The sequence below is a fragment of the Hydrogenophaga sp. genome (assembly GCF_026125785.1).
Lineage (GTDB): Bacteria > Pseudomonadota > Gammaproteobacteria > Burkholderiales > Burkholderiaceae_C > Hydrogenophaga.
In genome coordinates this window covers 105,125-131,830 of record NZ_JAHCKL010000009.1, presented here as the reverse complement: position 1 = coordinate 131,830, position 26,706 = coordinate 105,125, and the positions used below count along the sequence as shown (strand labels likewise).

The 26,706-nt window shown below is 68.3% G+C and carries 29 protein-coding genes and 1 pseudogene; 19 read left to right on the top strand and 11 right to left on the bottom strand.

The annotated features are described in order from the left end of the window. Positions 1-354: 354 nt before the first annotated feature. The 4 genes and pseudogenes from KIT53_RS11305 to KIT53_RS11290 form a co-directional block, all read right to left on the bottom strand. Positions 355-969, bottom strand: a complete 615-nt coding sequence (locus KIT53_RS11305) for a protein phosphatase CheZ (protein ID WP_297752247.1) — start codon at positions 967-969, stop codon at positions 355-357. A 13-nt stretch (positions 970-982) separates the two neighbouring features. Next, positions 983-1,372, bottom strand: a complete 390-nt coding sequence (cheY, locus tag KIT53_RS11300; RefSeq protein WP_297752244.1) for a chemotaxis response regulator CheY — start codon at positions 1,370-1,372, stop codon at positions 983-985. A gap of 71 nt (positions 1,373-1,443) precedes the next feature. Continuing rightward, the gene (motB, locus tag KIT53_RS11295) at positions 1,444-2,466 is read right to left on the bottom strand and encodes a flagellar motor protein MotB (protein ID WP_297752241.1); all 1,023 of its coding nucleotides are present in this window, start codon (positions 2,464-2,466) and stop codon (positions 1,444-1,446) included. Positions 2,467-2,580: 114 nt separating this feature from the next. Further along, positions 2,581-3,048 (bottom strand): annotated as a pseudogene (locus tag KIT53_RS11290) (MotA/TolQ/ExbB proton channel family protein); the annotation flags it as partial. A gap of 32 nt (positions 3,049-3,080) precedes the next feature. Between KIT53_RS11290 and KIT53_RS11285 the strand changes: the two are divergent. From KIT53_RS11285 to KIT53_RS11220, 14 genes are all read left to right on the top strand, one after another. Next, the gene (locus KIT53_RS11285; protein WP_297752238.1) at positions 3,081-3,734 is read left to right on the top strand and encodes a flagellar assembly protein FliH; all 654 of its coding nucleotides are present in this window, start codon (positions 3,081-3,083) and stop codon (positions 3,732-3,734) included. Between the two features lie 61 nt (positions 3,735-3,795). After that, a complete protein-coding gene (fliI, locus tag KIT53_RS11280) occupies positions 3,796-5,214 on the top strand; it encodes a flagellar protein export ATPase FliI (protein ID WP_297752264.1) in 1,419 nt (472 codons plus the stop codon). A 57-nt stretch (positions 5,215-5,271) separates the two neighbouring features. Next, positions 5,272-5,736, top strand: coding sequence for a flagellar export protein FliJ (gene fliJ, locus KIT53_RS11275; RefSeq protein WP_297752235.1), 465 nt, complete (start codon positions 5,272-5,274; stop codon positions 5,734-5,736). Between the two features lie 15 nt (positions 5,737-5,751). Continuing rightward, a complete protein-coding gene (locus KIT53_RS11270; RefSeq protein ID WP_297752231.1) occupies positions 5,752-7,128 on the top strand; it encodes a flagellar hook-length control protein FliK in 1,377 nt (458 codons plus the stop codon). A 421-nt stretch (positions 7,129-7,549) separates the two neighbouring features. Further along, positions 7,550-8,092: a flagellar basal body-associated FliL family protein gene (locus tag KIT53_RS11265; RefSeq protein WP_297752228.1), complete on the top strand. Its 543-nt coding sequence runs from the start codon at positions 7,550-7,552 to the stop codon at positions 8,090-8,092. 26 nt (positions 8,093-8,118) lie between these two features. Further along, positions 8,119-9,123, top strand: a complete 1,005-nt coding sequence (gene fliM / locus KIT53_RS11260) for a flagellar motor switch protein FliM (protein WP_297752225.1) — start codon at positions 8,119-8,121, stop codon at positions 9,121-9,123. After that, positions 9,113-9,547 (top strand): flagellar motor switch protein FliN, encoded by a 435-nt coding sequence (gene fliN / locus KIT53_RS11255; protein WP_297752222.1) that lies wholly within the window; start codon positions 9,113-9,115, stop codon positions 9,545-9,547. Before fliM ends, fliN begins: the two co-directional genes overlap by 11 nt. A 73-nt stretch (positions 9,548-9,620) precedes the next feature. Beyond that, a complete protein-coding gene (locus tag KIT53_RS11250; RefSeq protein ID WP_297752219.1) occupies positions 9,621-9,977 on the top strand; it encodes a flagellar biosynthetic protein FliO in 357 nt (118 codons plus the stop codon). Next, positions 9,967-10,737: a flagellar type III secretion system pore protein FliP gene (gene fliP / locus KIT53_RS11245; RefSeq protein WP_297752215.1), complete on the top strand. Its 771-nt coding sequence runs from the start codon at positions 9,967-9,969 to the stop codon at positions 10,735-10,737. The genes KIT53_RS11250 and fliP overlap by 11 nt, the downstream gene beginning before the upstream one ends. Before the next feature lie 235 nt (positions 10,738-10,972). Then, positions 10,973-11,242, top strand: coding sequence for a flagellar biosynthesis protein FliQ (gene fliQ / locus KIT53_RS11240; protein ID WP_297752213.1), 270 nt, complete (start codon positions 10,973-10,975; stop codon positions 11,240-11,242). A 146-nt stretch (positions 11,243-11,388) separates the two neighbouring features. Next, on the top strand, positions 11,389-12,156 hold the full coding sequence (fliR, locus tag KIT53_RS11235) for a flagellar biosynthetic protein FliR (protein WP_297752210.1): 768 nt from the start codon (positions 11,389-11,391) through the stop codon (positions 12,154-12,156). 86 nt (positions 12,157-12,242) lie between these two features. Beyond that, positions 12,243-13,802 (top strand): methyl-accepting chemotaxis protein, encoded by a 1,560-nt coding sequence (locus tag KIT53_RS11230; RefSeq protein WP_297752207.1) that lies wholly within the window; start codon positions 12,243-12,245, stop codon positions 13,800-13,802. Positions 13,803-13,900: 98 nt separating this feature from the next. Further along, a complete protein-coding gene (locus KIT53_RS11225) occupies positions 13,901-14,461 on the top strand; it encodes a DUF2889 domain-containing protein (RefSeq protein ID WP_297752205.1) in 561 nt (186 codons plus the stop codon). A gap of 420 nt (positions 14,462-14,881) precedes the next feature. After that, positions 14,882-15,211, top strand: coding sequence for a hypothetical protein (locus tag KIT53_RS11220; protein WP_297752202.1), 330 nt, complete (start codon positions 14,882-14,884; stop codon positions 15,209-15,211). On the opposite strand, the gene KIT53_RS11215 is transcribed toward KIT53_RS11220, so the two are convergent. Then, on the bottom strand, positions 15,170-15,754 hold the full coding sequence (locus KIT53_RS11215) for a DUF6622 family protein (RefSeq protein WP_297752199.1): 585 nt from the start codon (positions 15,752-15,754) through the stop codon (positions 15,170-15,172). The two genes, KIT53_RS11220 and KIT53_RS11215, sit on opposite strands and share 42 nt — an antisense overlap. Before the next feature lie 176 nt (positions 15,755-15,930). On the opposite strand from KIT53_RS11215, the gene KIT53_RS11210 reads away from it, so the two are divergent. Genes KIT53_RS11210 through KIT53_RS11200 form a run of 3 tightly spaced genes read left to right on the top strand, consistent with a single transcriptional unit; the run spans position 15,931 to position 17,986 of the window. Beyond that, positions 15,931-16,563: a nucleotidyltransferase domain-containing protein gene (locus KIT53_RS11210; RefSeq protein WP_297752196.1), complete on the top strand. Its 633-nt coding sequence runs from the start codon at positions 15,931-15,933 to the stop codon at positions 16,561-16,563. Beyond that, complete coding sequence (locus tag KIT53_RS11205; protein ID WP_297752193.1) at positions 16,547-16,990, top strand: hypothetical protein; 444 nt, start codon at positions 16,547-16,549, stop codon at positions 16,988-16,990. Before KIT53_RS11210 ends, KIT53_RS11205 begins: the two co-directional genes overlap by 17 nt. A 9-nt stretch (positions 16,991-16,999) precedes the next feature. Next, the gene (locus KIT53_RS11200; protein WP_297752190.1) at positions 17,000-17,986 is read left to right on the top strand and encodes an HNH endonuclease signature motif containing protein; all 987 of its coding nucleotides are present in this window, start codon (positions 17,000-17,002) and stop codon (positions 17,984-17,986) included. Between the two features lie 35 nt (positions 17,987-18,021). Here KIT53_RS11200 and KIT53_RS11195 read toward each other — a convergent pair whose 3' ends face one another. The 4 genes from KIT53_RS11195 to KIT53_RS11180 form a co-directional block, all read right to left on the bottom strand. Next, positions 18,022-19,215 carry a serine hydrolase domain-containing protein gene (locus tag KIT53_RS11195; protein WP_297752187.1) on the bottom strand — a complete coding sequence of 398 codons (1,194 nt, stop codon included), beginning with the start codon at positions 19,213-19,215 and terminating at the stop codon, positions 18,022-18,024. Positions 19,216-19,220: 5 nt separating this feature from the next. Then, the gene (locus KIT53_RS11190; protein ID WP_297752261.1) at positions 19,221-20,246 is read right to left on the bottom strand and encodes a methionine synthase; all 1,026 of its coding nucleotides are present in this window, start codon (positions 20,244-20,246) and stop codon (positions 19,221-19,223) included. Between the two features lie 74 nt (positions 20,247-20,320). Next, complete coding sequence (locus KIT53_RS11185) at positions 20,321-21,070, bottom strand: sulfite exporter TauE/SafE family protein (protein WP_297752184.1); 750 nt, start codon at positions 21,068-21,070, stop codon at positions 20,321-20,323. 140 nt (positions 21,071-21,210) lie between these two features. Continuing rightward, positions 21,211-23,088 carry a sensor histidine kinase gene (locus KIT53_RS11180; protein ID WP_297752181.1) on the bottom strand — a complete coding sequence of 626 codons (1,878 nt, stop codon included), beginning with the start codon at positions 23,086-23,088 and terminating at the stop codon, positions 21,211-21,213. 99 nt (positions 23,089-23,187) lie between these two features. Between KIT53_RS11180 and KIT53_RS11175 the strand changes: the two genes are divergently transcribed. Further along, complete coding sequence (locus tag KIT53_RS11175; protein ID WP_297752179.1) at positions 23,188-23,865, top strand: response regulator transcription factor; 678 nt, start codon at positions 23,188-23,190, stop codon at positions 23,863-23,865. A 35-nt stretch (positions 23,866-23,900) separates the two neighbouring features. Beyond that, entirely contained in the window at positions 23,901-24,266 is a 366-nt protein-coding gene (locus KIT53_RS11170; RefSeq protein ID WP_297752176.1) for a hypothetical protein, read from the top strand. A gap of 24 nt (positions 24,267-24,290) precedes the next feature. Here KIT53_RS11170 and KIT53_RS11165 read toward each other — a convergent pair whose 3' ends face one another. Together KIT53_RS11165 and KIT53_RS11160 are read right to left on the bottom strand one after the other, a co-directional pair. After that, positions 24,291-24,482 carry an alpha/beta hydrolase gene (locus tag KIT53_RS11165; RefSeq protein ID WP_297752173.1) on the bottom strand — a complete coding sequence of 64 codons (192 nt, stop codon included), beginning with the start codon at positions 24,480-24,482 and terminating at the stop codon, positions 24,291-24,293. A 104-nt stretch (positions 24,483-24,586) separates the two neighbouring features. After that, the gene (locus KIT53_RS11160) at positions 24,587-26,347 is read right to left on the bottom strand and encodes a methyl-accepting chemotaxis protein (protein ID WP_297752170.1); all 1,761 of its coding nucleotides are present in this window, start codon (positions 26,345-26,347) and stop codon (positions 24,587-24,589) included. Between the last annotated feature and the right edge of the window lie 359 nt (positions 26,348-26,706).

The window sequence follows — 26,706 nt, the reverse complement described above, 5'->3', positions numbered from 1 at the left end:
GCTACTGGCGTGAGGTCGGCCACGGGTCTGGGCACCACGGCCCGGGCCTGCGGTTGGGGCCGCCGGCCGACGGTGTAGCCCTCACCCGCTCGCGCGCTTCGCGCTGGCTCGTTACTGGCGCGCGAAGCGGCCAGCGTTGGCATGTGGGTTTGTCGGCCGGCGGCCCCAACCGCAGGCCCGGGCCGTGGCGAGAAGCGCCGTACCTGGCGCACCGCCCGTAGCCCGCAGCCGGCGCGCCCAGGTCAAATCCAAGGCGCCCCTTTCCGCCCCGGCGGGGGGCGGAAAGGGGCGGGGGGGGATAGGGGGGGGCAACGGTCTATGAATGAAAAGAAAAACCCAAAGCCCCAAAAAAACTCAAAACCCCATGGAAGCCAGCAAATCGTCCACCTGCTTCTGGTCGCTCACCACGTCGGTGCGCCCCTCGGGATTGACCACCGGACCGGCCAGCTCGAACGCCTGGTCCTGCCCCGGCTGGCCCGAGGGCGCCGATTGCAGCAGCAGCCCAAGCAACTGGTCCTCGATGGTCGCGGCCAGTTGCACCACGCGGGCAATCACCTGGCCGGTGAGGTCGTGGAAGTCCTGCGCCATCATGATCTCGGTCAGTCGTGCGTCGGTCTTTTCGCTGGTGGCCACCAGGTCCTGCGACCACTCCAGCAACTCGGGCATGGCGCGCGCCAGGCCCGGCACGCGGCCTATCGTCTCGGCCAACTGGCGGCCGCGCTCGGCGATGAGGCCTTGTTCGGTCTTGGCCTGCTCCACGTGGTTGAGCACCTTCTCCGCGGCCTCGCCCGTGAGGCGTGCGATGTAGGACAGCCGGCTCTGCGCGTCCGGCAACTGGTCGACGGTGCCCTTGAGCCGGTCGGTGTAACCCAGTTCTTTCAGGGCGTCGTGCAACTGGCGCGTGATGGCGCCCAGTTGGCGGAACATGGCCGGGCTGCCTGATGCCGCTTCTTCTGCGCTGGTGTTCATGGTGGGTGCTCCGTCAGAGGCCGAGCTTCTTGAAGATGTTCGCGAGTTTTTCTTCCAGCGTGGCCTTGGTGAAAGGCTTGACGATGTAGCCCGCCGCCCCGCCCTGGGCCGCTGCCACGATGTCTTCCTTGCGCGCCTCGGCCGTGACCATGAGAACAGGCAGGTGCTTGAGCTTGTCGTCCTGCTTGATCTGCGCGAGCAGCTCGAAGCCGTTCATGTTGGGCATGTTGATGTCGGAGACGACGAAATTGAAAGCGCCGTTGCGCAGCTTGGCCAGCGCGATGGCACCGTCCTCGGCCTCGTCGGCGTCGGTATGACCGATCTCCTTGAGCAGGTTGCGCACGATGCGGCGCATGGTGGAGAAATCGTCAACGATCAGGAACTTCATCGGGCTGGTGGACATGCAGACCTCCGTGGAGGGAAGGAATCGATCGATCAATCAATCAATCAATCGGGGGAAAACAGCCGGACGCCTCAGACACCGGGCCGTGATGGAGGTTTCGTCACTTCGACGGAATTCTGAAGCGCGGGGGCCGGTGCGGGCACCGGCGCCGGCCCGGTGGCTTCGGCGGCCGCGGCCACGGCGGGCGCCGCCTCGGACGCGGCGGAGATTGCGGGCACCGGCGAGGTGCCCGAGAGCGCACGCTCCACGGCCTCGCGCGTCATCACCAGGATGCTGATGCGCCGGTTGATCGGGTCGGTGGGGTGTTCGGGGCGCAACAGGCGGCTGGACGCCAGCCCCTCCACGCGCAACAGCTTGTCGTCCGGCAGGCCACCGGCCACCAGTTCGCGGCGCGACGCATTGGCGCGGTCGGCCGAGAGTTCCCAGTTGCTGTAGCCGCGCTGCCCGCTGCCGTACGGCGTGGCATCGGTATGGCCGGCCAGGGAGATGCGGTTCTCCACGTCGCCCAGCGCCATGCCGATCTCACGCAGGATGTCGCGCATGTAGGGCTTCACCAACGCCGAACCGGTGTCGAACATGGGCCGGTTCTGCGCGTCCACGATCTGGATGTGCAGGCCATCGGGCGTCTTCTCCAGCTGGATCTGCGAACCGAACTCCGCCAGCTTGGGGTTGTTGGCGATCAGCGATGTGATCTTGCGCTCCAGCGCGTCGATGCGCGCCGCGTCCTGGCGCATCTGCTCGGTGCGCGCCATCTGCGCGCCGATGAGCTTGGCCGCGCGCTGCGCGTCGCCCGCGTCCATCTGACCAAACGACTTGCTCAGGTCCCGCCCGCCACCGGGCAGGATGCTGCTGCTGTTGCCGGTGCCCGGCCCGCCCATCAGCGAGACCTTCACCGGGTTGGCGAAGTAGCTGGCAATGCCTTCCAGCTCCCCCTTGGCCGTGGAACCGAGCAGCCACATGAGCAGAAAGAAAGCCATCATGGCTGTCACGAAGTCGGCGTACGCGATCTTCCACGCGCCCCCATGCGCCGCATGCCCACCTTTCTTGATGCGCTTGACGATGATGGGTTGCAGCTTCTTTCCGTCACCGGCCATCTGAATCCCCCTTGCTCCGCTGAGCGCGTTCCATCCCGAAGAGGAAGATGCCCGCGTCCTGGCCCAGCCAGTTGCGCGGCTCCCTGGAACGGCGTGTCGGCGCGCGCAGCATCGTCACTTCTTCTTCACATGGCCTTCGAGTTCGCCGAAGGTCGGGCGCACATCGGAGAACAGCACCTTGCGGCCGAACTCGATGGCGGTCAGCGGGGCATAACCCTGCATGCTGGACAGCAGCGTGGTCTTCACGCACAGCAGCTCCTTGCTGCTCTCCTCGACCTTCTGGTCCATCAGGCCACCCAGCGGCTCGAACACGCCGTACGCCAGCAGAATCCCCAGGAAGGTACCGACCAGGGCCGAACCGATCATGGCGCCCAGCACCGCCGGCGGTTGTCCCACCGAACCCATGGTGTTCACCACGCCCAGCACGGCGGCCACGATGCCGAAGGCCGGCAGGCCACCGGCGAGCCGGCCGATCGCCGCCACCGGCGCATGCGCCTCCTGGTGGTGGGTCTCGATCTCGTTGTCCATCAGAGACTCGATCTCGTGCGCATTCAGGTTGCCCGAGACCATCATGCGCAGGTACCCGCTTCATCCCGCGCGAGGAAATCAGCGGCGTGGCCGCCTGGCATTTCTCCGCCGTCGACGGCAGCGAGGCGTCCGGCCCCGCCAGCGGAACCGAACACGAGGGCGTGACCACCGAGGTGCTGCAGCAGGCCCGGCAACAGGCGCACGCCGAAGGCTTCATGCGGGGCCGCGATGCCGGCGCGCAGGAAGTGCGCGACGCGCTGGAGGCCACGCTGCGCAAGACCGCCGAGGAAACCGGTGTGCGCATGGCGCTGTTGCTGCGCAACTCGCGCGAGCAACTCAAGAAGAGCGAGGAGCAGATCTCGCGCCACATCCTGGAGCTGGCCTGCGACATCGCGCGCCAGGTGGTGCGCCGCGAGCTGCAGGGCGACCCCGCGCCGCTCAAACCGGTGATCGCCGAGGCGCTGGCCCAGCTCATCGAGGACAGCCAGCCCGCGACGGTGCGCATGCACCCGGGCGACCTCACGCTCATGAAGGGCGCGCTGCAGGAGACCCTGGGCAACCCGCCGCCGGAATTCGTCGCCGACCCCGAGGTCAGCCCGGGTGGCTGCCTGATCGAATCGGCCAGCATGACGGTGGACGCCACGATCGAGAAACGCTGGGCCCGCTCCGTGGGCAACCTGGGGCTGGACATGCCCTGGAACGCTGGCACCACCGCCAACCCCGAGGACGCCGATGTCTGACAGCTCCCTGGACAGCACCTTTGACAGCAGCTTCGGTGGCCCCAGCCGCTGGGGCCACTTCATGGACGACGTGCGCGCCAACGCCAAGGTGGAGACACCGCTGGAAGTGCGCGGCACGCTCACCCGCCTGGCCGGCCTGGTGCTGGAGGCCGTGGGCCTGAAGGTGCCGGTGGGCTCGCAGTGCCTGATCGAGAACGGCCGCAAGGAGCCGGTGCTCGCCGAGGTGGTGGGCTTCTCCCAGGACCGCGCCTTTCTCATGCCCGCCGGCGACACGCACGGCCTGGCCAGCGGCGCCAGCGTGACGCCGCTGGCGCCCTACCGCACCGTGCCGCGCCTGGGCCAGCCCAACAAGCCGCCCTCTTCCAACGACCGCGGCACGCTGCGCCTGCCCCTGGGCCGGGGCTTGCTGGGCCGCGTGGTGGACTCGCACGGCAATCCGCTGGACCATCAGGGTCCGATCGCCGACGTGGACATCGAGCCCATGGACCGCGCGCCGCTCAACGCCATGGACCGCGCGCCGGTGCGCGAACCGCTGGACACCGGCGTGCGCGCCATCAATGCCCTGCTCACCGTCGGGCGCGGCCAGCGCATCGGCCTCTTCGCCGGCTCCGGCGTGGGCAAGAGCGTGCTGCTGGGCATGATGGCCCGCTACACCAAGGCCGACGTGATCGTGGTCGGCCTGATCGGCGAACGGGGCCGCGAGGTCAAGGAATTCATCGAGGACATCCTCGGCGCCGAAGGGCGCCAACGCTCGGTGGTGGTGGCCGCCCCGGCCGATGCGCCACCCCTGGTGCGCATGCAGGGCGCCGCCTACGCCACCGCCATCGCCGAACGCTTCCGCGACGACGGACTGGACGTGCTGCTGCTCATGGACTCGCTCACCCGCTACGCCATGGCGCAGCGCGAGATCGCGCTGGCCATCGGCGAACCGCCGGCCACCAAGGGCTACCCGCCTTCCTGCTTCGCCAAGCTGCCACAGCTCGTGGAGCGCAGCGGCAACGGTGCCGAAGGCAAAGGGTCCATCACCGCCTTCTACACCGTGCTCTCCGAGGGCGACGACCAGCAAGACCCGATCGCCGACGCGGCGCGCGCCATCCTGGACGGCCACATCGTGCTCTCGCGCGCCCTGGCCGAGTCGGGCCACTACCCCGCCATCGACGTCGAGGCCTCGGCCTCGCGCGTCATGCACAACGTCGCGGGCTCCGTGCACCTGGAACTGGCGCGCCGTTTCCGCGGCCTGTATTCGCGCTACCAGAAGAGCCGCGACCTGATCCAGCTCGGCGCCTACGTGCCGGGCAGCGACCCCGAGACCGACCGCGCCATCGTGCTCTACCCCGCCCTGCAGCGTTTCCTGATGCAGGACATGCACGAGGCCGCCACCCTGCCCGACAGCCTGCAGAAACTGCAGGCCGCGCTGCAGGAAGACAAGCCTGGCCAGCCACGCCAGGCGCGCCCCCACCACAACCCGTACGAGGAATGACCTCCTGCGGCGCCTCTCGCCCCAAGGGCTTTGTTGTCTACCAGGTAAGCCATTGACATGACCACGCTCCAGACCTTGCACAAAGTGGTGGAACTCGCGGAGAAGCGCCGCGACGAAGCGCTGGGCGCACTGGCCCAGATGCAGCGCGAGATGCAGGTCGCGCAGGACCAGATGAACCAGCTGGAGGCCTACGCGCAGGAATCGCAGTCGCGCTGGGCCGCGCGCAGCAGCGTCGGCGTCGACACCGCGCTGCTCATGCACCACCGCCAGTTCATGGCCAAGATCGACCATGCCATCGCTTTCCAGCGCGGTGTGCTGTCCGAGCGGCAGACCATGATCGACCGCGCGCAGGACCAGGTGCACGCCGCCGAGCGCGACCTCGCCGGCCTGCGCAAGTTCACCGAACGCAAATTGCAGGCGCTGCAGCACAAGGCTCAGCGCCAGGACCAGAAGCGCACCGACGAAATGGCGCTCAACATCCATCTGCGCCAAGCCCTGGCGCGCAACCAGGCCCAGCCCTGACCGAGGACACCGCCCATGAGCAGCACCGCCGCCGTCGCCCGACCCGCCGAACCGCAGCGCCCCGCGCAGGCCTCTTCCACCGCCTCCGGCCATGGCCCGGCCAAGGCCCACGGCGACAAACCCGCGGCCACCGACCTCTTCGCCAACCTGCTCAGCCTGGTGAACGACACCCACCTGGCCGGCATCGACACCAGCGCGCAGGACGGCCTGCCGACCGATGCCACGGGCGACGCCGCCACCAACGCCCTCGCCACCCCGCAGGACAACGGCAACCCGCTGGCCGCCCTGCTGGCCCTGGCCGCGCCCGCGCTCGGCGGCGCCCTGGCCAGCGCCGCCACGGCCGCGTCCGGCCACCCGCACGGCAAGCCGCGCGAAGACAGCGCCGCCGCCACCGCCGCGGTCACGGAAACGCCCGCCAAGACCCCGGGCGGCGTCGCCATCGACGGCATGACGCGCACCGATGAACCGGCACCGGCCGGCCTGCTGCCCTCGGCCAACGCCGCGCGTCCCGCCTTCTCCCACGCCAGCCCCGGCGCCCGGCAGAGCGGACTGGTGTCGCGCGCGGGCGAATCCGCCACCAGCGGCACGCCGGCCATGGTCTGGCAGCGCGCGGGCGCGGCATCCCGCACCGACGCCCTGCAACAGCAGCACGCCGCCCAGGCGGCGCAGGCCGCCGCCAGCAACGCCACCCCGGTGCGCAGCACCGTGGCCCTGGACGAACGCTTCAACCTGAACGCCGCCCAAGGCGCCGCCTCGCTGGCGGGCATGGCGCGGCAGGAAGACGCCGCCACCGCCGCCGACGCCCTGGCTCCAGCCGGCGGTGGCACCCCGCACGGCGGCAGCGCCGCTGCGCGCCACGGCCTGGACGCCGGCCTGGCCGGGCCCGGCGCGCTGGCGGACACCGGCGCCAGCGGCACCGGTGGCGAACGCGCGGGAGACAGTCCCGGCGACGCCCTGCCCGGCGACCCCGCCAACGGCACCGGCCACCGGGCCGACGGCGAGCAAGACACCACCACCGTGACCCACTGGGGCACCCAGCACCTGCGCCACGCCAGCCTGCGCGTGGGCGAAGGCAGCGCAGATGCCATCGACGTTCAGCTCTCCCTGAAAGGCCAGGAGGTGCAGGTTGCCTTCCAGAGCGACAACGCCGACGCCCGCGCCCACCTGCGCGAACACGCCGGCGACGCCCTGGCAGACCTGATGCAGCGCAGCGGCATCCAGCTCGGCAACGTCTCCGTGGGCGGCCAGAGCGCACAGCAACAGGACGGCCTGCCTCGCCACACACCCACCGTGCAACGCGGCGACACCCTGGACCGCGCCGACACCCCCGCACCGTCCACCCCGCAACGCCCCCGCACCGACGGCAGCCGCCCACTGGACGTGTTCGCCTGAAATCAGACACCGCCCCGTCCCTGAGCCGGCCGACGCGCCTCGCACAGGGACTTCAACAAGCTCAGTCCGAACGGATCCGGTGGGTTCCCGCCCTGCCTGAACGGTCCCAGCTCCGAGTCCGTCCACCTTCCCGTTCACCCACCTCCCCTTTCACCCTCCTCCCCCGCTCGCCATGAGCCTGTCGAAGGGCCCCCCAACCCCAGGCAGGCTTCGACAAGCTCAGCCCGAACGGAGTTGACCCAGCCCGATTGGGGATCGCCCCAGCCCGAACAGGCCCCGCCCACAGCCTCTTTAAAAGCCGCCTTTTCCAGCGCTTTTCCGCCGAACACCCCCGGGGCCCCCACCCAATAATTCCTTCAACCCCGCACGTTTTCCGTGTGTTTCGCCCACCCGAACCGGTAGGCGCCCATGAAGGAAGTCCATGTCTGCCGCCGCTGCCGCCACCGCAACCGCCGAAGCGCCCGAAGCGCCCAAGAAGAAAAGCCGCAAGCTGCTGTTCATCATCGTCGGCGTGCTGGTGCTCGCCCTGGCGGGTGCGGGGGGTGCGCTGTTCATCCTGAAGAAGAACACCGCCGAAAGCCACGGTGATGAGGAAGCCGTGGCCGAGCAGAGCCACAAGTCGCGCACGCCGCCGACCTTTCTGCCACTGGACAACATGGTGGTCAACCTGGCCGACGCGGGCGGCAACCGCTTCGTGCAGCTCGGTTTGACGCTGCAGTTGCAGGATGCCAAGACCGGCGACGACATGAAGGCCTACATGCCCAGCATCCGCAGTCAGATCCTGGTGCTGATCTCCCAGCGCACCGCCGACGAGATGCTGCAGGTGCAAGGCAAGGAGAAGCTGGCGGCCGACATCGTCGAGGTGATCTCGCACGAGATGGGCTACGGCGGCTCCAAGCCCGGCAGCAAAGGCGCGCCCAACCCGGTGCAGGCGGTGCGCTTCTCCAGCTTCATCGTCCAGTAACCCACACCCACCGACCGGCCACCACCATGTCCGACTCGTTTCTGTCCCAGGAAGAGATCGACGCCCTGCTGGAGGGCGTGACCGGCGAGAGCCAGAAGCTCGCCAAGGAAGAGGCGCCCACCGACGGTGTGCGCAACTACAACCTCTCCAGCCAGGAGCGCATCGTGCGCGGGCGCATGCCCACCATGGAGATCGTCAATGAACGCTTCTCCCGCAACCTGCGGCTGGGCCTGTTCAACTTCATCCGCCGCAGCCCGGAGATCTCCGTCGGCGCGGTGCAGGTGCAGAAGTACAGCGCCTTCCTGCGCGAGCTGGTGGTGCCGACCAACTTCAACATCATGGCCATCCGCCCGCTGCGCGGCAACGGGCTGGTGGTCTGCGAACCCACGCTGCTGTTCGGCGTGATCGACAGCCTCTACGGCGGCAACGGCAAGTTCCACACCCGCATCGAGGGCCGCGACTTCTCGCCCACCGAGCAGCGTGTGATCAACCGCCTGGTGGACGTGGTGGCCGAGGAATACAAGAAGGCCTGGCGCGGCGTGTACCCGATCGAGCTGGCCTACCAGCGCTCGGAGATGCAGCCTCAGTTCGCCACCATCGCCACACCCAGCGAGATCGTGGTCTCCACCAGCTTCACGCTGGAGATCGGCGACATCTCGGGTTCGCTGCACATCTGCATTCCCTACGCCACGCTGGAGCCGATCCGCGACGTGCTGTATTCGGCCGTCCAGGGCGACGCCATCGAGGTCGATCGCCGCTGGGTCAAGCTGCTCAGCCACGAGATCCAGGCCGCCGAGGTGACCATGGTCGCGGAGCTTGCGCAGACCGAGGCCACGGTGGAGCAGTTGCTGGCCATGCAGATCGGCGACTTCATCGAGCTCGACCGCGTGCCCACGATCAAGGCCCATGTGGACGGCGTGCCGGTTTTCGAGTGCCAGTACGGCACTCACAAGGGCAAGTACGCGCTGCGCGTGGAGCGCAGCCTGCGCGGCCTGGACGCGCACTGGCTGGGAGATTCCTATGTCAACTGATACCACCACCCAAACCATGAACGACACCGCCACCGACGACTGGGCCAAGGCCCTGGAAGAACAGGCCGGTGCGTCCGGCGGCCCCCACGCCGACGGCGCGCCCGAGTTCGAGGCCGACAACGTGCCGATCAACGCGGCCGCCGCGGCCGGCAGCCCGATGCAGGACATCCAGATGGTGCTGGACATCCCGGTCCAGCTCTCGGTGGAACTGGGCCGCACGCGGGTGCCGATCAAGTACATCCTGCAGCTCGCGCAGGGCTCCATCGTGGAGCTCGACGCGCTGGCCGGCGAACCCATGGACGTGCTCATCAACGGCTACCTGATCGCGCAGGGCGAGGTGGTGGTGGTCAACGACAAGTTCGGCATTCGGCTGACCGACATCGTGACACCGTCCGAACGCATGCGCAGGGTGAGCAGGACGTGACCGCTGGTCGCGCCATCCCCCGCGCCGCCTTCGCATCCCTTGTCTGAGGTCACCTCACTCCAACGTGCCTTCCATGTTCCAGAATGCGATTCCCGCGATGCTGCTGCTGGCCCTGATGGTCGGCATCGCTTTCGCCTTGAAGTGGGCCCGTGGCCGCCTGCCTGGTGTGGCCGGCGGCGGCAACGGCCCGGCGCTGCGCGTGCTCTCCAGCCTGTCGCTGGGACCGCAGCAGCGCGTGGTGACGGTGCAGGTGGGCCAGGGCCACGACCGGGTCTGCCTGGTGCTGGGCGTGGCCCCCGGCAGCGTGAGCGCGCTGCACCAGATGCCCCTGCCGGCCGAGGCCGGAACCCCTGACACCGACGCCACACCCGGAGCCACCGGCTTTGCCGCGCGCCTGTCGCAACTCACCCGCCCCACCGATGCGCGCTAAAAACCTTCTTCGCCTGCTGGGCGGTGCGGCGCTGCTGGCCCTGGGCGCCGCCGATGCCTTCGCCCAAGGCGCACCCGCCGCGGCCGGCCCCTCGCTGCCCCTCATGGTGGGCCAGGGCGCGGGCGGCGCCACCTACTCAGTGCCGATCCAGACGCTGCTGTTCTTCACCGCCCTGTCGTTCCTGCCGGCGGTGCTGCTGCTGATGACGGGTTTCACCCGCATCGTCATCGTGCTCTCGCTGCTGCGCCAGGCCTTGGGCACGCAGTCCGCGCCGCCCAACCAGGTCATCGTCGGCCTGTCGCTGTTCCTCACGCTGTTCGTGATGGGCCCCACGCTGGACAAGGTCTACCAGGACGCCTACGAGCCGTACTCCAAAAACGCCATCAGCTTCGAGCAGGCGCTCGAACGCGGCCAGGCCCCCATGCGCGCCTTCATGCTCAAGCAGACGCGCCAGTCCGACTTCGAACTCTTCGCCAAACTGGCCAAGCTGCCGGCCGACGTGACCGCCGAGAACGCGCCCTTTCGCGTGCTGGTGCCCGCCTTCGTCACCAGTGAACTCAAGACCGCCTTCCAGATCGGCTTCATGATCTTCATTCCCTTCCTGGTGATCGACATGGTCGTCGCCAGCGTGCTCATGTCGCTGGGGATGATGATGCTCTCGCCGGTGCTGGTGGCGCTGCCCTTCAAGCTCATGCTGTTCGTGTTGGCGGACGGCTGGAACCTGCTGATCGGCTCCCTGGCCGCATCGTTCGCGACATGAGCAGGGCCCCCACGCTCCGCCGCTTCGCGGGTCGCTGCCCCCCGAGGGGGCTGACCCCGCCTTGGGGCGGCCCGGCGGCGGGGTCCCTGGCCCCCACGCTCTGCCGCTTCGCGGGTCGCTGCCCCCCGAGGGGGCTGACCCCGCCTTGGGGCGGCCCGGCGGCGGGGTCCGTGGCCCCCACGCTCCGCCGCTGCGCGGTGGCGGGGGCCTGTTCTTTTTTTGGAAAGCTTGTCTGATGGATCCCCAAGCCGCTCTCACGATGGGGCAGAACGCCCTCTTCCTGCTGCTCATGGTGGCCGCGCCGGTGCTGGCCACGGTGTTGGCGGTCGGTCTCCTGGTGAGCCTGTTCCAGGCCATCACGCAGATCCATGAGGCCACCCTGTCCTTCGTGCCCAAGCTCATCGCGGCGATCGCGGTGTTCGCCATCGCCGGCCCTTGGATGATGTCGACCATGGTGGACTTCATCCGCAACACCATCATGGGCATCCCCAACTTCGCTGTATGAGGGACCACCCCCCTGCGCCGCCTTGCGGCTTCCCCCCTCTCTGGCGCGCCTTCGGCGCTGGGACGGGGAACGGCATCTCGGGCTGGCAGAGCCGGACCCTTGTTGCCTCTGGATGGGTCACGTCGCTCCGGAGAGGTTGAGCGGGTATGCCCACCTTCACCGAAGCTCAGATCATGGCGCTGGTCTCGCCGGTGTTCTGGCCGTTCCTGCGCATCCTGGCGGTGTTCACCAGCGCGCCCATCTTCTCCGCGCGTTCGGTGCCCATGCGCACGCGGGTGGCGCTGGCTTTCCTGGTGGCGGTGTGTGCGCAGGCGGGCCTGCCGGATCAGCCCGTGGTGGCGCTGAACGACCCGCAGGCTTTCGGCGTGGTGGCGCAGCAGGTGGTGGTGGGGCTGGCCATCGGGCTGGCCGTGCGCATCGTGTTCGCTTCGGTGGAGCTGGCCGGTGAACTCATCGGCCTGCAGATGGGCCTGAACTTCGCCGGCTTCTTCGACCCCAGCACCAATTCGCAGTCCAGCACCGTGGGCCGCTTCTTCGGCAACACCACCATGCTGTTGTTCGTGGTGATGGGCGGCCACCTGATGCTGTTGCAGGCGGTGATCGCCAGCTTCAACACCTTTCCCATTGGCGGCAGCGCCTTCGAGTCCGTCAACCGCATGCAATTGCACGAGCTGGGCGCGGTGGTGTTCCGCTATGGGCTGTGGATCGCCCTGCCCATGATCGGCATGCTGCTCTTCATCAACATCGTGCTGGGCTTCGTCTCGCGCATCGCGCCGCAGATGAACGCGTTTGCCATCGGCTTTCCGCTCACGCTGTCGGCTGGCCTGGTGGGTATCGCCTTCACCCTGCCCATGCTCGACGCCCCGGTGGCGGCGCTCCTGCGGCTGGCCACGGGCATCTTCATCGGCGGCTGAGCGCCTGCCAGCGCCGTCCGTCGCCCGCATTTCATCGTGGTCCCCCGCGGCCGAAACCTCGAAGACGACGAACCCGGAGATCCCTGATGAAACTTCGCACCCAGATCCTCTGCCTCGGCCTGGCCGGCGCCGCGCTGGTGTCCAGCGCCGGCGGCATCGGCCTGCTGGCCGTCTCCGCCATGGCCAGCAAGATCGAGGCCTCGGCCCACGCCAGCCAGGCGCTGCAGGCCTCGCAGAGCGCGGACATGATGCACGACGCCCTGCGCGGCGATGCCCAACGCGCCGTGCTGGCCGTCATCAAGGGCGACAGCGCCACCGTGGCGGCCGTCCGCGCCGACCTGGACGACCACGCGACCACCATCGAGACGGCGTTGAAGAAGATTGGCGACACCGGCGTGGAGCCCGAGGCGCGCCGCGCGCTCGAAGAAACCTTGCCCATGGTGACCCAGTACGTGGCCGCCGCGCGCGCCGTGGTGAACGGCGCCACACAAGGCGTGGCACAGGCCGAGGCATCCCTGCCGGCGCTCAACCAGGCCTTCGCCCAGCTGGAAGACCAGCTTGAAAAACTCTCCGGCCTGATCGAGCGCGACGGCACGGCCATTTCCGAAGCCGCCCACGCCAGCGTGGACCGCTCCCTCTGGGTGCTCGCCCTCGCCGCGCTCGCCGCCACCATGCTGCTCATCCTGGGCGCGCTCTGGGTGGCCCACGTCGTGGCGGTTCCCATGGGGCGCGCGGTCAGCGCCGCCGGCCATCTGGCCGAAGGCGACCTGAGCCAACCCATCGCCCCCGTGGGCAACGACGACACCCGCCAGTTGCTGGATGCCATGCGCACCATGCAGCAGCGCATGAGCGAGACCGTGAGCCACGTGCAGGACAACGCCGCGCTGGTGTCCGATGCCAGCGTGCAGATTGCCCAGGGCAACGCAGACCTCTCCATCCGCACCGAACAGCAGGCCTCGTCCCTGGAAGAAACGGCAGCCTCCATGGAAGAACTGGGCAGCACGGTGCGCCAGACCGCCGACCACGCGCGCAAGGCCAACGAGTTGGCGCGCAACGCGTCCAACGTGGCGGCCGAAGGCGGCCAGGTGGTTGACCGCGTGGTGGAAACCATGCGCGGCATCCACGACAGCTCGCGCCGCATCGGCGAGATCATCGGCGTGATCGACGGCATTGCCTTCCAGACCAACATCCTGGCGCTCAACGCGGCGGTGGAAGCCGCGCGGGCCGGCGAACAAGGGCGCGGCTTCGCGGTGGTGGCCGGCGAGGTGCGCAGCCTCGCCCAGCGCAGCGCCGAGGCGGCCAAGGAGATCAAGCAACTCATCGGCGCCAGCGTGCAGACCGTGGAGGCCGGCACCCAGCTCGCCGACCAGGCGGGCGCCACCATGCAGGGCGTGGTGGACGCGATCCGCAGCGTGAGCACGCTCGTGAGCGAGATCAGCAACGCCACCAGCGAACAGAGCAGCGGCGTGGGCCAGGTGGGCGAAGCCATCACGCAGATGGACAAGGTCACCCAGCAGAACGCCGCGCTGGTAGAGGAAAGCGCCGCGGCGGCCGAGAGCCTCAAGACCCAGGCCATCGAACTCGTGCGCGCCGTCTCGGTCTTCAAACTCGCGCGCGAACCCCGCCTGCAGGCGCCGGCGCTGTAGGGCCAGGCAGGGGTCTCTCGGGCGCGCACCCGCGCGGTCGCGCCAATTCCCGGAAAATCGCCGTCTGCCCCCGCAGCGCTGACGACGGAGAACCTGCCTTGCCCTTGCCCCCACCCCAGCCCCGCACACCCATGCACACCCGGCGTGTGACCTACCAGGGATTCCGCCGCGACGACGGCCTCTGGGACATCGAAGGCGAGCTGCACGACAGCAAGCCGCACGATTTCGAACTGCGCGGCAAGGGCACGCACCGGGCCGGCGAACCCGTGCACCACATGCGCCTGCGCGTGACCTTTGGCGACGACATGGTCATCCGCGCCATCGACGTCGCCATGGACGCCCGTCCGCACGGCCCCTGCCCCGAAGCCATGGCCCCCATGCAGCGCATGGTGGGCGAAGTGCTGGGCAAGGGCTGGCGCCACACCATCCAGCGCCACCTTGGCGGCATCCAGGGTTGCACCCACCTGCGCGAACTGCTCTACAACCTGGCCACCGCCGCCTTCCAGACCCGCTCGGGCTCCTTCGCCATTCCCGCCGACGGCAGCCCGCCCGCCCACCTGGGCCAGTGCGTGGCCTGGGACTTCGACGGCCCGGTGGTGGAAGAGCTCTACCCCATGTTCTTCCGCTGGCGCCCGCCCGCGCGCGACCGCGGCGCTTGAAACCGCTTGCGGCCTGGCGCTCGAAGTCGCGTCCTTGAAGCGGCGGATGGAGCCGCCACCCGGGCCGCTCACCGCCTCATCCCGCAAATACATATAGGGGGTACTGGTATCGTGGCGCACCACGAGCCAGAACATCCCAGCACCCGGGACCCCGTCGCTATACTGCGCCGGTCACGCGAAAACGGCGTGACCGGGATTGGTCTCCCGTCGCAGTTCCTGCAGCGAAAGCCGCAGGTTCTTCATATCCGCAGAGTCTGCGGCTTCTTCGCTCGTGCCTCCAGTTTTGGCGGCTCGGGCGGGGGGCTGCGAGGCCCGCCGGTTCCCGCAGGGACTGCCCGGTAGACCAACCCGTTCGAGCCGCCGCCACCGATTGGTCTCGGGGGCGGCGGTTGTTGCAAACCGCAGTCCTAGGGAGGCCTCATGGCCCAATCCACCCACGTCAACGGCGTCACACCCCCCGACGCCCTCCACCCCCGTCTCCTCCTGCTGGCCGCCCGGGCCGACTGTCAGGCCGCGTCCCTCACCTCCACGCTCAACGCGCTCATCGCGCTGGAGAGGTTCGTCTCGGTGGAACACACCGCAGCCGACAACGGCGAGCATGGCCGTGAGGAACGCATGCACCTGCGGTCCAGCCTGGGGCGCCTGACGCGGGCCCTGCACGAGGACATGCAACGCCGGATCGGCCTGGTGGCCGACACCACGACCGAGTTACGGGCGGTGCTGGAGGGAAGCGGTCGCCGGCTGAACTGAACCCGCCGGGAACGGCCGCGACGCGCGCCACAGGCGCCACAGGCGCGATGCGCGGCCGATGAACACCCCCGTCAGCGCACCGTACAGCGCCGCGACGGACAGCACGTAGGGCGCCTGCCGCACCAGCCCCGGCTCCATCGCCAGATCGACGCCCACCACGTACTTCACCAGGAAAATCCCGACGATCAGCAGCAGCGGAACCACGCTGCCCGGCACCCGGACCACGCGCCGCACCGGGTCGAACTGCGCCGCGCTGCGGCCGCGCGCCAGCAGCGCAAACCCCAGGACGGCGGCCACCAGCCACGCCAGCAAGGCCGGCACCCGGTGGGGTGACCCACCCAGCGCCGAGGCCGTGCCCCACACGGACAGCGCCGTCATGGCCAAAGGCATCAACGACACCCGCGCCAGGCCCGCGGTGCGGTCGCGCAACTGGCTGACACCCAGCACGAGCAGGCCCGCAAGCAAACCCCACACCCAGGTGGGCGTACCCCGAAGCACGGGAACCACCGCTTCGGGATGGGTGGCGACAAGTTGCAGCAGCATGGCGTTTCCTCACAGAAAAAAAGTTGAAAGAGGTGCAGAGAAGGCGGAGCCGTACTGTGCGCGGCGGGGCGAGGAAGGGGAAGCCGCTTGCGATGGAACTGGAGCCTGGGGGCGTGAAATGGCGGTGGGAGGGGGTGAGTGGGTTTGCCGTGTTGGATGACAACCCCAAAATGGGTATGATCAAACCCAATATGGGATCAGCCATGGGTACCGACACCGCACACTCAGCGCTCGCCGACGCGCTTTTCCCTGGCACCAAGCAACGCGTGCTGGGTCTGTTGTTTGGCCAGCCCTGGCGCAGTTTCTATGCCAGCGAAGTGATCGGGCTGGTGGCCAGCGGCTCCGGTGTCGTCCAGCGCGAATTGGCGGTCCTGACAAAGAGCGGCCTGATATCCATGAAGCCGATCGGCAACCAGAAGCACTACCAGGCCAATCCTGACTCGCCGATCTATGCGGAATTGAGCGCCATCGTGCAAAAGACGGTGGGGCTGGCCGATCCCTTGCGCCAGGCGCTCCAGCCTCTGGTGCCGAGAATCATCGCGGCCTTCGTCTATGGCTCGGTCGCAAAAAAGACGGACACGGCACACAGCGACATTGATCTGATGCTGGTGAGCGACGACCTCAGCTACGGCGATGTCTTTGGGGTCCTGGAAGACGCCGGCCGCGCATTGGGGCGTCCCGTCAACCCAACGATTCTGACGCGGGCAGAGTTTCTCAAGCGTGTCGCGGGGCAGGAGTCTTTTCTGAGCAGGGTGCTGGAGGCACCCAAGCTGTGGATCGTGGGTGGCGACGATGACCTCCCCACTTGAAAACCTCAGTGGCCCAGGCAAGGCGCTGAAGGCCGAGTCGCCGGATGCGCGAGAGTTCGACGGCCTGAAGCGTTCGGGGCATGCGAGGCTGAAAGATGCCCTCAACCCTGCCCTCTCCATTGAAAGCCGCTTCGATCTCGCCTACAACGCTGCCCACGCGTTTTGCCTGGCCGCACTGCGCTGGCATGGATACAGGTCTACGAATCGCTACCTGGTTTTCCAGCTGTTGCCGCATACGCTGGGACTGGGTCCAGAGGTGTGGAGGGTGCTGTCGAAATGCCACGAAGTTCGCAACCTGGGTGAGTACGAGGGCGACCTGAACGTCGACGATCGCATCGTCACCGATCTCGTGGCGGCATGCCAGGCGGTTGCAGGCAAGATGGATGCGCTGGCTCCACTGGGCGTTCCGGCACCGCCTGCAAGGTAGCTGGAGACCATGCGCTATTGGTGGGTCAATCAGAACCAAACCTACCGGCATGAGGTGCAGGGTGGGTACCTTTGGTCACCCAAGCGCAAGGCCAATCAGGCGAGGAACCCGTTTTACGACTTCATGCGCGAGGTGGCTCCTGGCGATGTGATCTTCTCCTTCGCGGACACCGTGATCCGGGCCATCGGCATTGCGGCTTCGCATGCGTACGAGGCGCCAAAACCATTGGAGTTCGGACAAACGGGCGCGTACTGGGATTTGATCGGTTGGCGCCTGGATGTGCGCTTCCATCCCCTTCACCAACCCATTCGACCAGCAACACACATGGCGGTACTGGCGCCACTGCTGCCTGAGCGGTATGCACCGCTGCGCCCCAATGGCGTTGGCTTGCAGAGTGTGTATCTGACACGTCTTCCCGAACGCCTGGCCGCCGCGCTGATCGATCTGCTGGGCGCTGAGGCCCATGCATTGGTGAAGAGCTTTCGCGTTGCCGAGGAACCCCAGGCAGTCGCTTCTGCGATCGGCCTCGTCCAATGGGAAGAACACGAGCTTCAACAAGTTCACACCGATGCCCGCTTGTCTGAAACAGAGCGCCAGGCTTTGGTGCTGGCACGCAGAGGCCAGGGTGTCTTCAAAGGACGTGTCATGGCGATTGAACGCGCCTGCCGCCTCACTGGCGTCACAAGGGAAGAGCACCTCAGAGCCAGCCATTGCAAACCCTGGCGAGATGCCACGAACGAGGAGCGGCTCGATGGCGAGAACGGTCTTCTGCTCACTCCCAGCATGGACCACCTGTTCGACCGCGGGTTCATTGCTTTCGACAATGACGGCGATGTGATCTTCTCGCCGGTCGCGGACCAGGATTCGATGGTCCGGATGGGACTTGATCCCGGACGGGCCTGGAATGTCGGGCCGTTCTCAAGCGGACAAAAGCGTTTCCTTGAGTTCCATCGCGAGAACGTGCTGTTGCGGTCCAGCTTTCTGGAGCATCTCTGAGGGCGATGCCAACCCCATGCCCGCAACGGCACTCCCTAGTCCACCACCGCCCCATACACCAACCCCCGCATCACCGACCGGTAGTGCACCCGCTGGTTCGGCGCCTGCGCCATGAAGATGGCGAACAGGTCCAGGGCCGGGTCGACGAAGAAGTGGGTGCCGCCTATGCCGCTCCAGTGGTAGGTGCCGACCGAGCCGGGCACCGGGGCAACGCCGGTTTCGGTGCGCACGGCAAAGCCCAGGCCGAATCCGTGGCCAGGGGGCAGCAGGGGGTTGTCGGTGTGGGCGATGGCGCTGCCCAGGTGGTCGGCGGTCATGTAGGCCAGAGTGTGCGGCGAAAGCAGGCGCCGGCCCTCCAGCGCAGCGCCGTTGCACAGGCATTGCAGGAAGCGCGCGTAGTCGTGCGCGGTGGACATGAGGCCGCCGCCGCCCATTTCCAGCGCCGGCACTTCGCGCGGGTCGTGCATGGGCATGGGGGTGCCGCCGTCGGGGTCGTGCGAGAAGGCTTCGGCGATGCGGTGGTGCTGCGCTGGTGGCACGGAGAAGGCGGTCTCGTGCATGCCCAGGGGTTGCAGGATGGCTTCGCGCAGGAAGGCGCCCAGCGCCTGGCCGGTGACGACCTCGATCACGCGGCCGAGCACGTCGGTGGCGCGGCTGTAGGCCCAGGTGGTGCCGGGCTGGTGGGCCAGCGGCAGCGCGGCCAGGCGCTCGCAGAGTTGGGCATTGGTCTGCTGGCGGTCGTTCAGGTCGGCCTGGGTATAGCGCTGGTTCACATACCCGTTGCCGGTGAACTCGTAGGTGAGGCCGGCGGTGTGGCGCAGCAGGTCCTGCACGGTGGCGGGCCGCGCGGCAGGCACCAGGGTGACGCCGTTCGGGCCGTCGCCGGGCACGGCCACCTGCTGGTGCAGGAAGCCCGGCACGTACTGGCCGACCGGGTCGCTCAGCAGCAGCCGGCCCTGCTCCACCAGCATCATGGCCGCCACCGACACGATGGGCTTGGTCATGGAGTAGATGCGGAAGATGGCATCGGTGCCCATGGGGGCTTCACGCGCGGGGTCGAGCCGGCCCACGGCGGCATCGAGCACCACGCGCCCGCGCCGGGCGATGAGCACCGCCGCACCGGGCAGGCGGCCACGGTCCACGTCGCGCTGCAGCATCTGCACGATGCGCTGCGTGCGTTCGGGGCACAGCCCCACATCGGCCGGTGCGGCGACAGGCAAGCCGTGCATGGCGTTCACCCTTGCCCGAAACGTTGGCGCGCCAGTGCGGCGCCTTGCGCCAGGGCCTCCAGCTTGGCCAGGGCCACCGCGCGGCTCATGGGCGCGAGTCCACAGTTGGTGCAGGCGATCAGGTGTTCGCGGGGCACGTAACGCAGCGCGGTTCCGATCGTGTCGGCGACCTGCTCGGGCGTTTCCACCACGTCGCTGGCCACGTCGATCACACCCACCATCACGTCCTTGCCGCGCAGCAAGGCCATCAGCTCGGGCGGCACATGCGAGTGGTAGCACTCCAGGCTCACCTGGCCGATGCTGCTGCGGGCCAGCACCGGAAACACCTGCTCGTACTGGCGCCACTCTTCACCCAGCGTGTGTTTCCAGTCCACGTTGGCCTGGATGCCGTAGCCGTAGCAGATGTGCACGGCCGTGGTGCAGTGCAGGCCCTGCACCGCGCGCTCCAGCGCGGCCACGCCCCAGTCGGCCGCGTCCTTCATGTAAACGTTGAAGGCCGGTTCGTCGAACTGGATGATGTCGACGCCATCGGCCTGCAGGGCCAGTGCCTCCTGGTTGAGCAGCTCGGCGAAGGCCATGGCCATCTGCACGCGGTCGCCGTAGAAGCGGTCGGCCACGGTGTCCACGATGGTCATGGGCCCGGGCAGGGTGAACTTGAGTTTGCGCCGGGTGTGGGCGCGCGCCAGTTGCGCCTCGAACGCGTGCACCCGGCCCTTGAGGCGCAAGGGCGCCACCACCTGCGGCACCATCGCGTCGTAGCGGTTGTTGCGAATGCCCATCTTCACCTTGTTGGCGAAGTCGATGCCTTCCACCTGCTCCAGGAAGCCGTGCACGAAGTGCTGGCGCGCCTGCTCACCGTCGCCCACCACGTCCAGCCCCGCGTCCTCCTGCGCCTTGATCCACAGCAGCGTGGCATCGGCCTTGGCCTGCAGCAGATCGCTCCCGGTGCCCTTCCATTCGGGCCAGAGTTTGCCGGTCTCGGCCAGCCAGCCGGGTTTGGGCAGGCTGCCTGCCGTGGCGGTCTCGAACAAGGGCATGGTGCGTGTCTCCTGCATGCGGGTTGAGGAATGTGTGGCGAGGCGCCGGGACATTGTGCGCCCGCGGCTCAGCCGTGCAGCAGGCGCGGCAACGCCGCCCACAGCATGGCCAGGCCCGACAGCGTGAGCAGCGACAGCACCAGGCGGCGAAAGGCCAGTTCGCTCAGGCCCACATAGAGCCGCGCGCCGAGCAGCGAGGGCACCAGCAGCGCCAGGGCCACCAGCGGCATCAGCGGCCACAGGTCGCGCGTCACCAGCCCGCTGGCCACGTAGCCGGCCATGGTGAAGGCCAGCGCCGCCAGGTTGAAGTTCTGGATCACCGCTCGCTGCTCGTCCTTGGCCATGCCACGCAGGGTGCACCAGAGCGTAGGCACCACACCGGTGAAGCCGCCGATGCCGCCCATGAAGCCGCCCACCGCGCCCGCCAGCGCATCGCCCGCGCGCGCGCCACGCGCCACCTTGGGCAGGCTGGGCGCCAGCAGCATCGTCGGGCAGAACACCACCAGCACACCGCCCAGCACCAGCCTGAACAGGTCGGCGTTCAGGAGCGGCAGCACCGCGATGCCCAGGGGAATGCCGACCGCGCCACCGGCCAGAAAAGGCGCCAGCGTGCCCAGCCGCAGCCCTCGGCGCGACGACACGGCCGCCACCACCTGCCCGGTGAGCGAGCCGAACACCGCCATCACCGCCGCCACGCGTGGCTCCACGCCCCAGACCCAGAACGACATGGCCACCATGCCGAACGCAAAGCCCGAGAGGCCCTGCACGAAGCCGGCCACTGCCGCACCCAGCAGGAGCAAGCCCAGTTCAGGCGTCATCGCCGGCACCACGCAGGCTTCTCGCGGGTGGACAGGCGGTGGGTCTGCAAGCGGCTCATGACGCGAGTCTACGACCGGCCTCGCGGCATCTTCAAGCGACCGGCCCGCTGACAGCACCCCGTGCGGCGACACTGCCGGGCTCAGGCACCCGAGCGTGCGGGCAACCAGACCTTGAAGGTGGTCACGCCCAGATGGGAGCGCACCGACACATGGCCACCGTGGGCGCCCACGATGCGTTGCACCAGGAACAGCCCGAGCCCCGCGCCGGGTTTGCCACGGGCCGCGCGGCCGCGGTAGTAGCGTTGGAACAGCAGAGGCAGTTCATCGGGAGCGATGGCGTCGCCCGTGTTGCGCACACTCAGGCTCAGGGCACCACCCGACAAACCCTTCACCCGCAGGCTCACCGGCATGTCCGCCCGCGCATGCCGGTCCGCGTTGGCCACCAGGTTGCGCAGCGCCACACGCAACATGTCCGGGTCGCAGACGAACACGTCCGGCAATTGCTGCAGGTCGACCACCACCCGCCCCTGCGGCCACTCGGCCACGAGATCCTGCAGCAGGGCACGCAGATCACAGGCCTGCTCATGCACGGACGGCTCGGCAAGGTCCATGCGTTCGGCCGTGAGGCAGTTGTCCATCAGGTCGACCATGCGCCGGGTCGCGTCGCGGATGTTGGCGCAGCGCTGGAGCGAGCGTTCGGCCGGCGCGTCCAGGTGCGTCGCAAGTTGCTGCGCCGAGGTGTCGATGATCGCCAACGGGGTGCGGAACTCGTGCGACACCAACGCCACGAAGTCCCGCTGCTCCCGGCGCGCGGCCTGCTCGATCTGCAGCGCAACGCGCAAGGCGTTGTAGCGGTAGACGATGAACATGCACATCACGACCATGTGCAGCACCGAGGCCACCTGGATGCTGTAGTCCGTCAGCGGCCCCGGCTGCAACCAGCCCAGGTTGCGCAGGTAGCGCACGAGGATGCCGAGGAAGAAGATGCCGAAGGCGACCAGCAGGAAGCGCCCGGCCATCTCGCCACGCCGCAGCGGCACGATGGCCACACCCGCCATGAGCAGCATCCAGACGATGGAGAGCACTTGCGCAGCACCCACACCCGCGCGGTGGGCGCCAGCCAGCACCATCGCACTGGTGACGAGCGCCACGGCGGCGGCACCCCGCGTGAGGAAACGCCGCACCCGGGGCATGTGGCGGTGCAGCTCCAGCGCAGCGCTGGAGAATTGGGTACCGGCGTAGATGGAGGCGCAGATGACCAGGCTCAGCGGCACCAGGGCCAGGGTGCCGCTCCAGTCGAGCGCGTTCTGCAGGTAGCCCATGGAGAGCATCATGCCCAGGCAGTTCAGGCCGGCGTACATCACGTACCAGCCGCTGAGGACCTCGCGCGTCCATTTCCAGAACAGGAACTGGATCAGGATCACCAGCGCATAGAGCCCGAAGTAGATGCCCCAGAGCAGGGCCTCGTCCTGGGCACTCGCGTAGAAGCGCTCACTCTCCCACAGCTTTACCGAGGTGGACAGCGAGTTGCGCGTCTGCAGACGCAGCATCAGCGCATGGGTGCCGGGCTCGAGGTCCAGGCGAAACACCGGGCTGCGGGTGTCGAGCGGCCAGGCGCTGTGTGTCACCACACGGCCGGACTGCGTGGCCTGCCATGCGCCAGTTTCGTCGCGCTGGTAGAGCCGTACGTCCTCCAGCAGCGTGTTGTCCACCTCCAGCCGCCACGAGGTGCCACCGTCCGGCTGCCGCACATCCCAGCGCAGCCACAGGGCGTCCGGCGTGAATCCCAGGTTGGGTGAGCCGGGCAATGGCGCCCAGCCGGTTTCGGCCTCGGCCTGTTCGGCGTGCTGCAGGCGGCCTTGCGGGTCCCGCAGCCACGCCATGCGGCCCGCCAGCGGAATCACGCCGGCCCGGGCATCGAGCACCACGGGAGAAGACGGCGGCGACAGCCGTGACGGCTGAGCCTGAACGACGCCGCACCACAGCCAGAAACCGACCAGCGCCAGTTGCCACCACATGCCTTGAAGATAGCACGCGGTCCTGGGTGAAACGCCACTCAGGATTGCTCAGATTCACTCAGGCACAAGGCACCGGAGCATGCCCTAGACTCGAACGCCATGGCCCATCTGATCCTGCTTGAAGACGAGCCGGTCCTGCGCGAAGAGCTGAGCGAATTCCTCACCGAGGCAGGTCATGAAGTCACCACCGCCGGCACCATCGCGGAGTTCCAGCGCATCCATGTGCCCGGCCTGCACGCCATCGCCATCGTTGACCTGGGCCTGCCCGACGGCGACGGCATGGACCTCATTGCCGCACTGCGCGCCAACGGCCACCGGGTGGGCGTCATCGTGTTCACGGCGCGCGACGCCAAGCACCACAAGATCGCCAGCCTGGCCAGCGGCGCGGACCACTACCTGTCCAAGATCACCTCCCTGGACGAACTGGCCGCGACGGTGAGCGCGCTGGCGCGCCGCCTGGACATCCAGGAGCAGCCACGCTGGCGGCTGCAAGGCTCGCCACGCCAGCTCGTGCCGCCAGGTTTCGCCCCCATCCCACTGTCGGGGCAGGACTACACCGTGCTCCATGCCTTGGCCGTCGGCGGCGCCAGCGTCACGCGCGAGGCCATCGTCAAGGCCATGGGCGAGAACTGGTTCGACTACGACCAGAGGCGTCTGGACACCCAGATGCGCAGGCTGCGCCGCAAGGTCGAGGCAGCCTGCGGCCTGAACCTGCCCATCACCACCTTGCGGGGCGTGGGTTTCCGGTTTCACGCCCCGATTGACATACAACCCTGACGCGCAGCGCCCAGCCCGGCTCACACAGCAGTCAGATGAACCCAGCTACCCTGGATATTCCCATGGACAGGCGGACTTCCGTGAACACCAGCACCCACGGCCCTATGCCCGGCCACCACGGCGCGGGCCGCTTCCGTGTGCCGGTGCCCGAAGAGGCGACCACCCACGGCTTCCGGTACACCTTGTCCGAGCGCCTGAGCGACGGCATGGCCGGCGAGCCTCCCGTCCGCGCCACGCTGCCCAACGGCGCGCCGCTGCCCGACTGGCTGCGCTTCATCCCCGCCACCCGCAGCTTCACCGCCGCCGCCGTGCCGCCGGGTGCGTTGCCGCTGGACGTGCGGGTCGCCATCGGCACGCGGATCACATGCCTCACCCTCGTGCCGGGCGAAGCACCCTCGTAGGAAAGCGGCGCGGGTTCGCCAGGGTCACCCGCCCTGTCTCCCGCGCAGAAAGGCCACCACGCGGGCGTTCACCGCCTGCGGGTGCGTGAGCGGCGCCATGTGCCCCCAACCGGGTTCCTCGTGCATGCGCACATTCGGCAGAACCCGGGACAGCACGCGGGCCACCGCCTTCGCAGACTCCGGCGTCTCGCGGCCCAGCAGGTCTGTCTCCTTCACCGGCCCTGGCGCTCATGCAAAGGCACGGTGTTCTGCTTCTCGATCATGCCGTCAGACGACCCGACTGCAAAGCAGCGGCCGATCGGATGCCATGCACGCGCGGCTCAGAAGGAAGCCCACTCCTGAGCGTCCAGAGACGCCGTGCTGGCTGTCACCGGCTTGCTGGCCACGGCGACGGCCGGGGCCGAAGTCCTGGGCTTGGCGGTGCCCGCACCACCCGTCTGGCTCCGGGCCACGGGCCGTGGAGTGGCGGTCTTGCTCTCCGTCACCACAGCCCTGGGAGGCGCCGAGACGGCGCCGGGACCCTCCCCCAGCCTGAAGACAGACACCACATCCACCAGCCGCAGAGCCTGGCTCTTGAGGCTGTCCGCCGCGGCCGCGCTTTCCTCGACCAGCGCGGCATTCTGCTGCGTGACTTGGTCCATCTGCCCGACGGCCTCACCGACCTGCTGGATGCTGCTGCTCTGTTCCGAGGTGGCCGAGCTGATCTCGCTCACGATGTCGCTGACCCTCTTGATCGAGCCGACGATGTCGTCCATGGTCCGGCCCGCCTCCCCCACCAGCGCGGCGCCCTGCTCCACTTGCTCCACGTTGTTGGCGATCAGGCTCTTGATCTCCTTGGCCGCCTCGGCGCTGCGTTGCGCGAGACTGCGCACTTCGCCGGCCACCACCGCAAAGCCCCGGCCCTGCTCGCCGGCACGGGCCGCTTCCACCGCGGCGTTCAGAGCCAGGATGTTGGTCTGGAAGGCAATGCCATCGATCACGCCGATGATGTCGCCGATCTTGCGGCTCGACTCGTTGATGCCGTCCATGGTCGACACCACCTGGCCGACCACTTCGCCTCCCCGCGTGGCCACCCCGGAGGCGGTCCGGGCGAGTTCGCTGGCTTGCTGGGCGTTCTCCGCGTTGTGGCGCACGGTACTGCCGAGTTGCTCCATCGTTGCCGCGGTTTCCTCCAGCGCACTGGCCTGTTCCTCGGTGCGGCCAGACAAGTCCTGGTTGCCCTGCGCGATCTGCGTCGAAGCGGTGGCCACGCTGTCGGCGTTGCGCCGCACCTCGCCCACCACCTTGGACAGGCTTTCCTGCATCTCCTGCAGAGAGCGCAGCAGCTTCGCCGTCTCGTCGTTCCCGTCCACGCGGACCTGGGATGTCAGGTCCCCTGCGGCCACCCGTCCTGCCAGGTGCAGCGCCTCGCCGATCGGCACGGTGATCGAACGCGTGATGCGGATGGCGACGGCAATCCCGGTGACGAAGGCCAGCAGCGCCACCCCACCCATGACCCAGCGCGCCGACTGGAAGGTGGACATCGCGGCCTTTCCCTGTTTCGCCGACAGCGCGACGTTGTACTGGAGCCAGGCGTCGACCGCGGTATGAACCGCCTGGAACGCTTCGTTCGCGGCGCCCATCATCAGCGCATTCGCTTCTTCGGTCTTGCCGGGGTCACGGGCCGTCAGGCGGGACACCGGCCTGACCTTCTCCCACTCCGCTACATAGCTGGCCACCGCGGCGCGCGTGGCCTGCATGAGACGGCGGTCCTCCTCGTCGGAAACCAGTTTCTGCTCATAGTCCACGAACGCGGCGTCCAGGCCGCGCCGCTCCTCCGCCAGCCGGGACTCGATCTGGTCCATCTCGGTCTCGGTGTTGCTCAGGAGGTGGTTCAGCCCGAGGCGACGAATGCCCTCGACGCCGCCGGAAATCTTGGCCAGGGCCTGCGACGTGGGCACCTGGTTGTCCGCGTAGTACATGGTGTTGTCGAAGAGACTGCCCATCTCCATGACAGCGACCCCCGTGAGGATGGCCATGAGGGTCAACAGAAGGCCAAACCCCAGACCCAGTCGCTGACCGATCTTGAGATGCTTGAACATGTTGGAATCTTTCAAATGGAACGACAGCGACGCGGCAAATGCGTCTGGCTGTCACGGTCATGAGCGGTCGATCGTGGTGCTCTCCCATTCGCTGCAAACAGAGGCCGGTGACGCCGGCAGGGTGGCGGTCAGGCATCGGGCACCACGGCGGACATCAAGACTGAAGCCACTACCGACCTGGACCACTCAAGACAAGGTCGCGGTGCATGACCGGGGTTGCGGACGAATGCGCCAGGTACTTCGGCAGCGCCGTTCCGGTTCTTGACCCCGGGTCAGTCGCGTCCGCGACGAACGAGGTGCGCACCCGGGAAAACCGCACAGACCGACGCGCCAGATTGCGCGAAGCCGCGCGCTTGTGC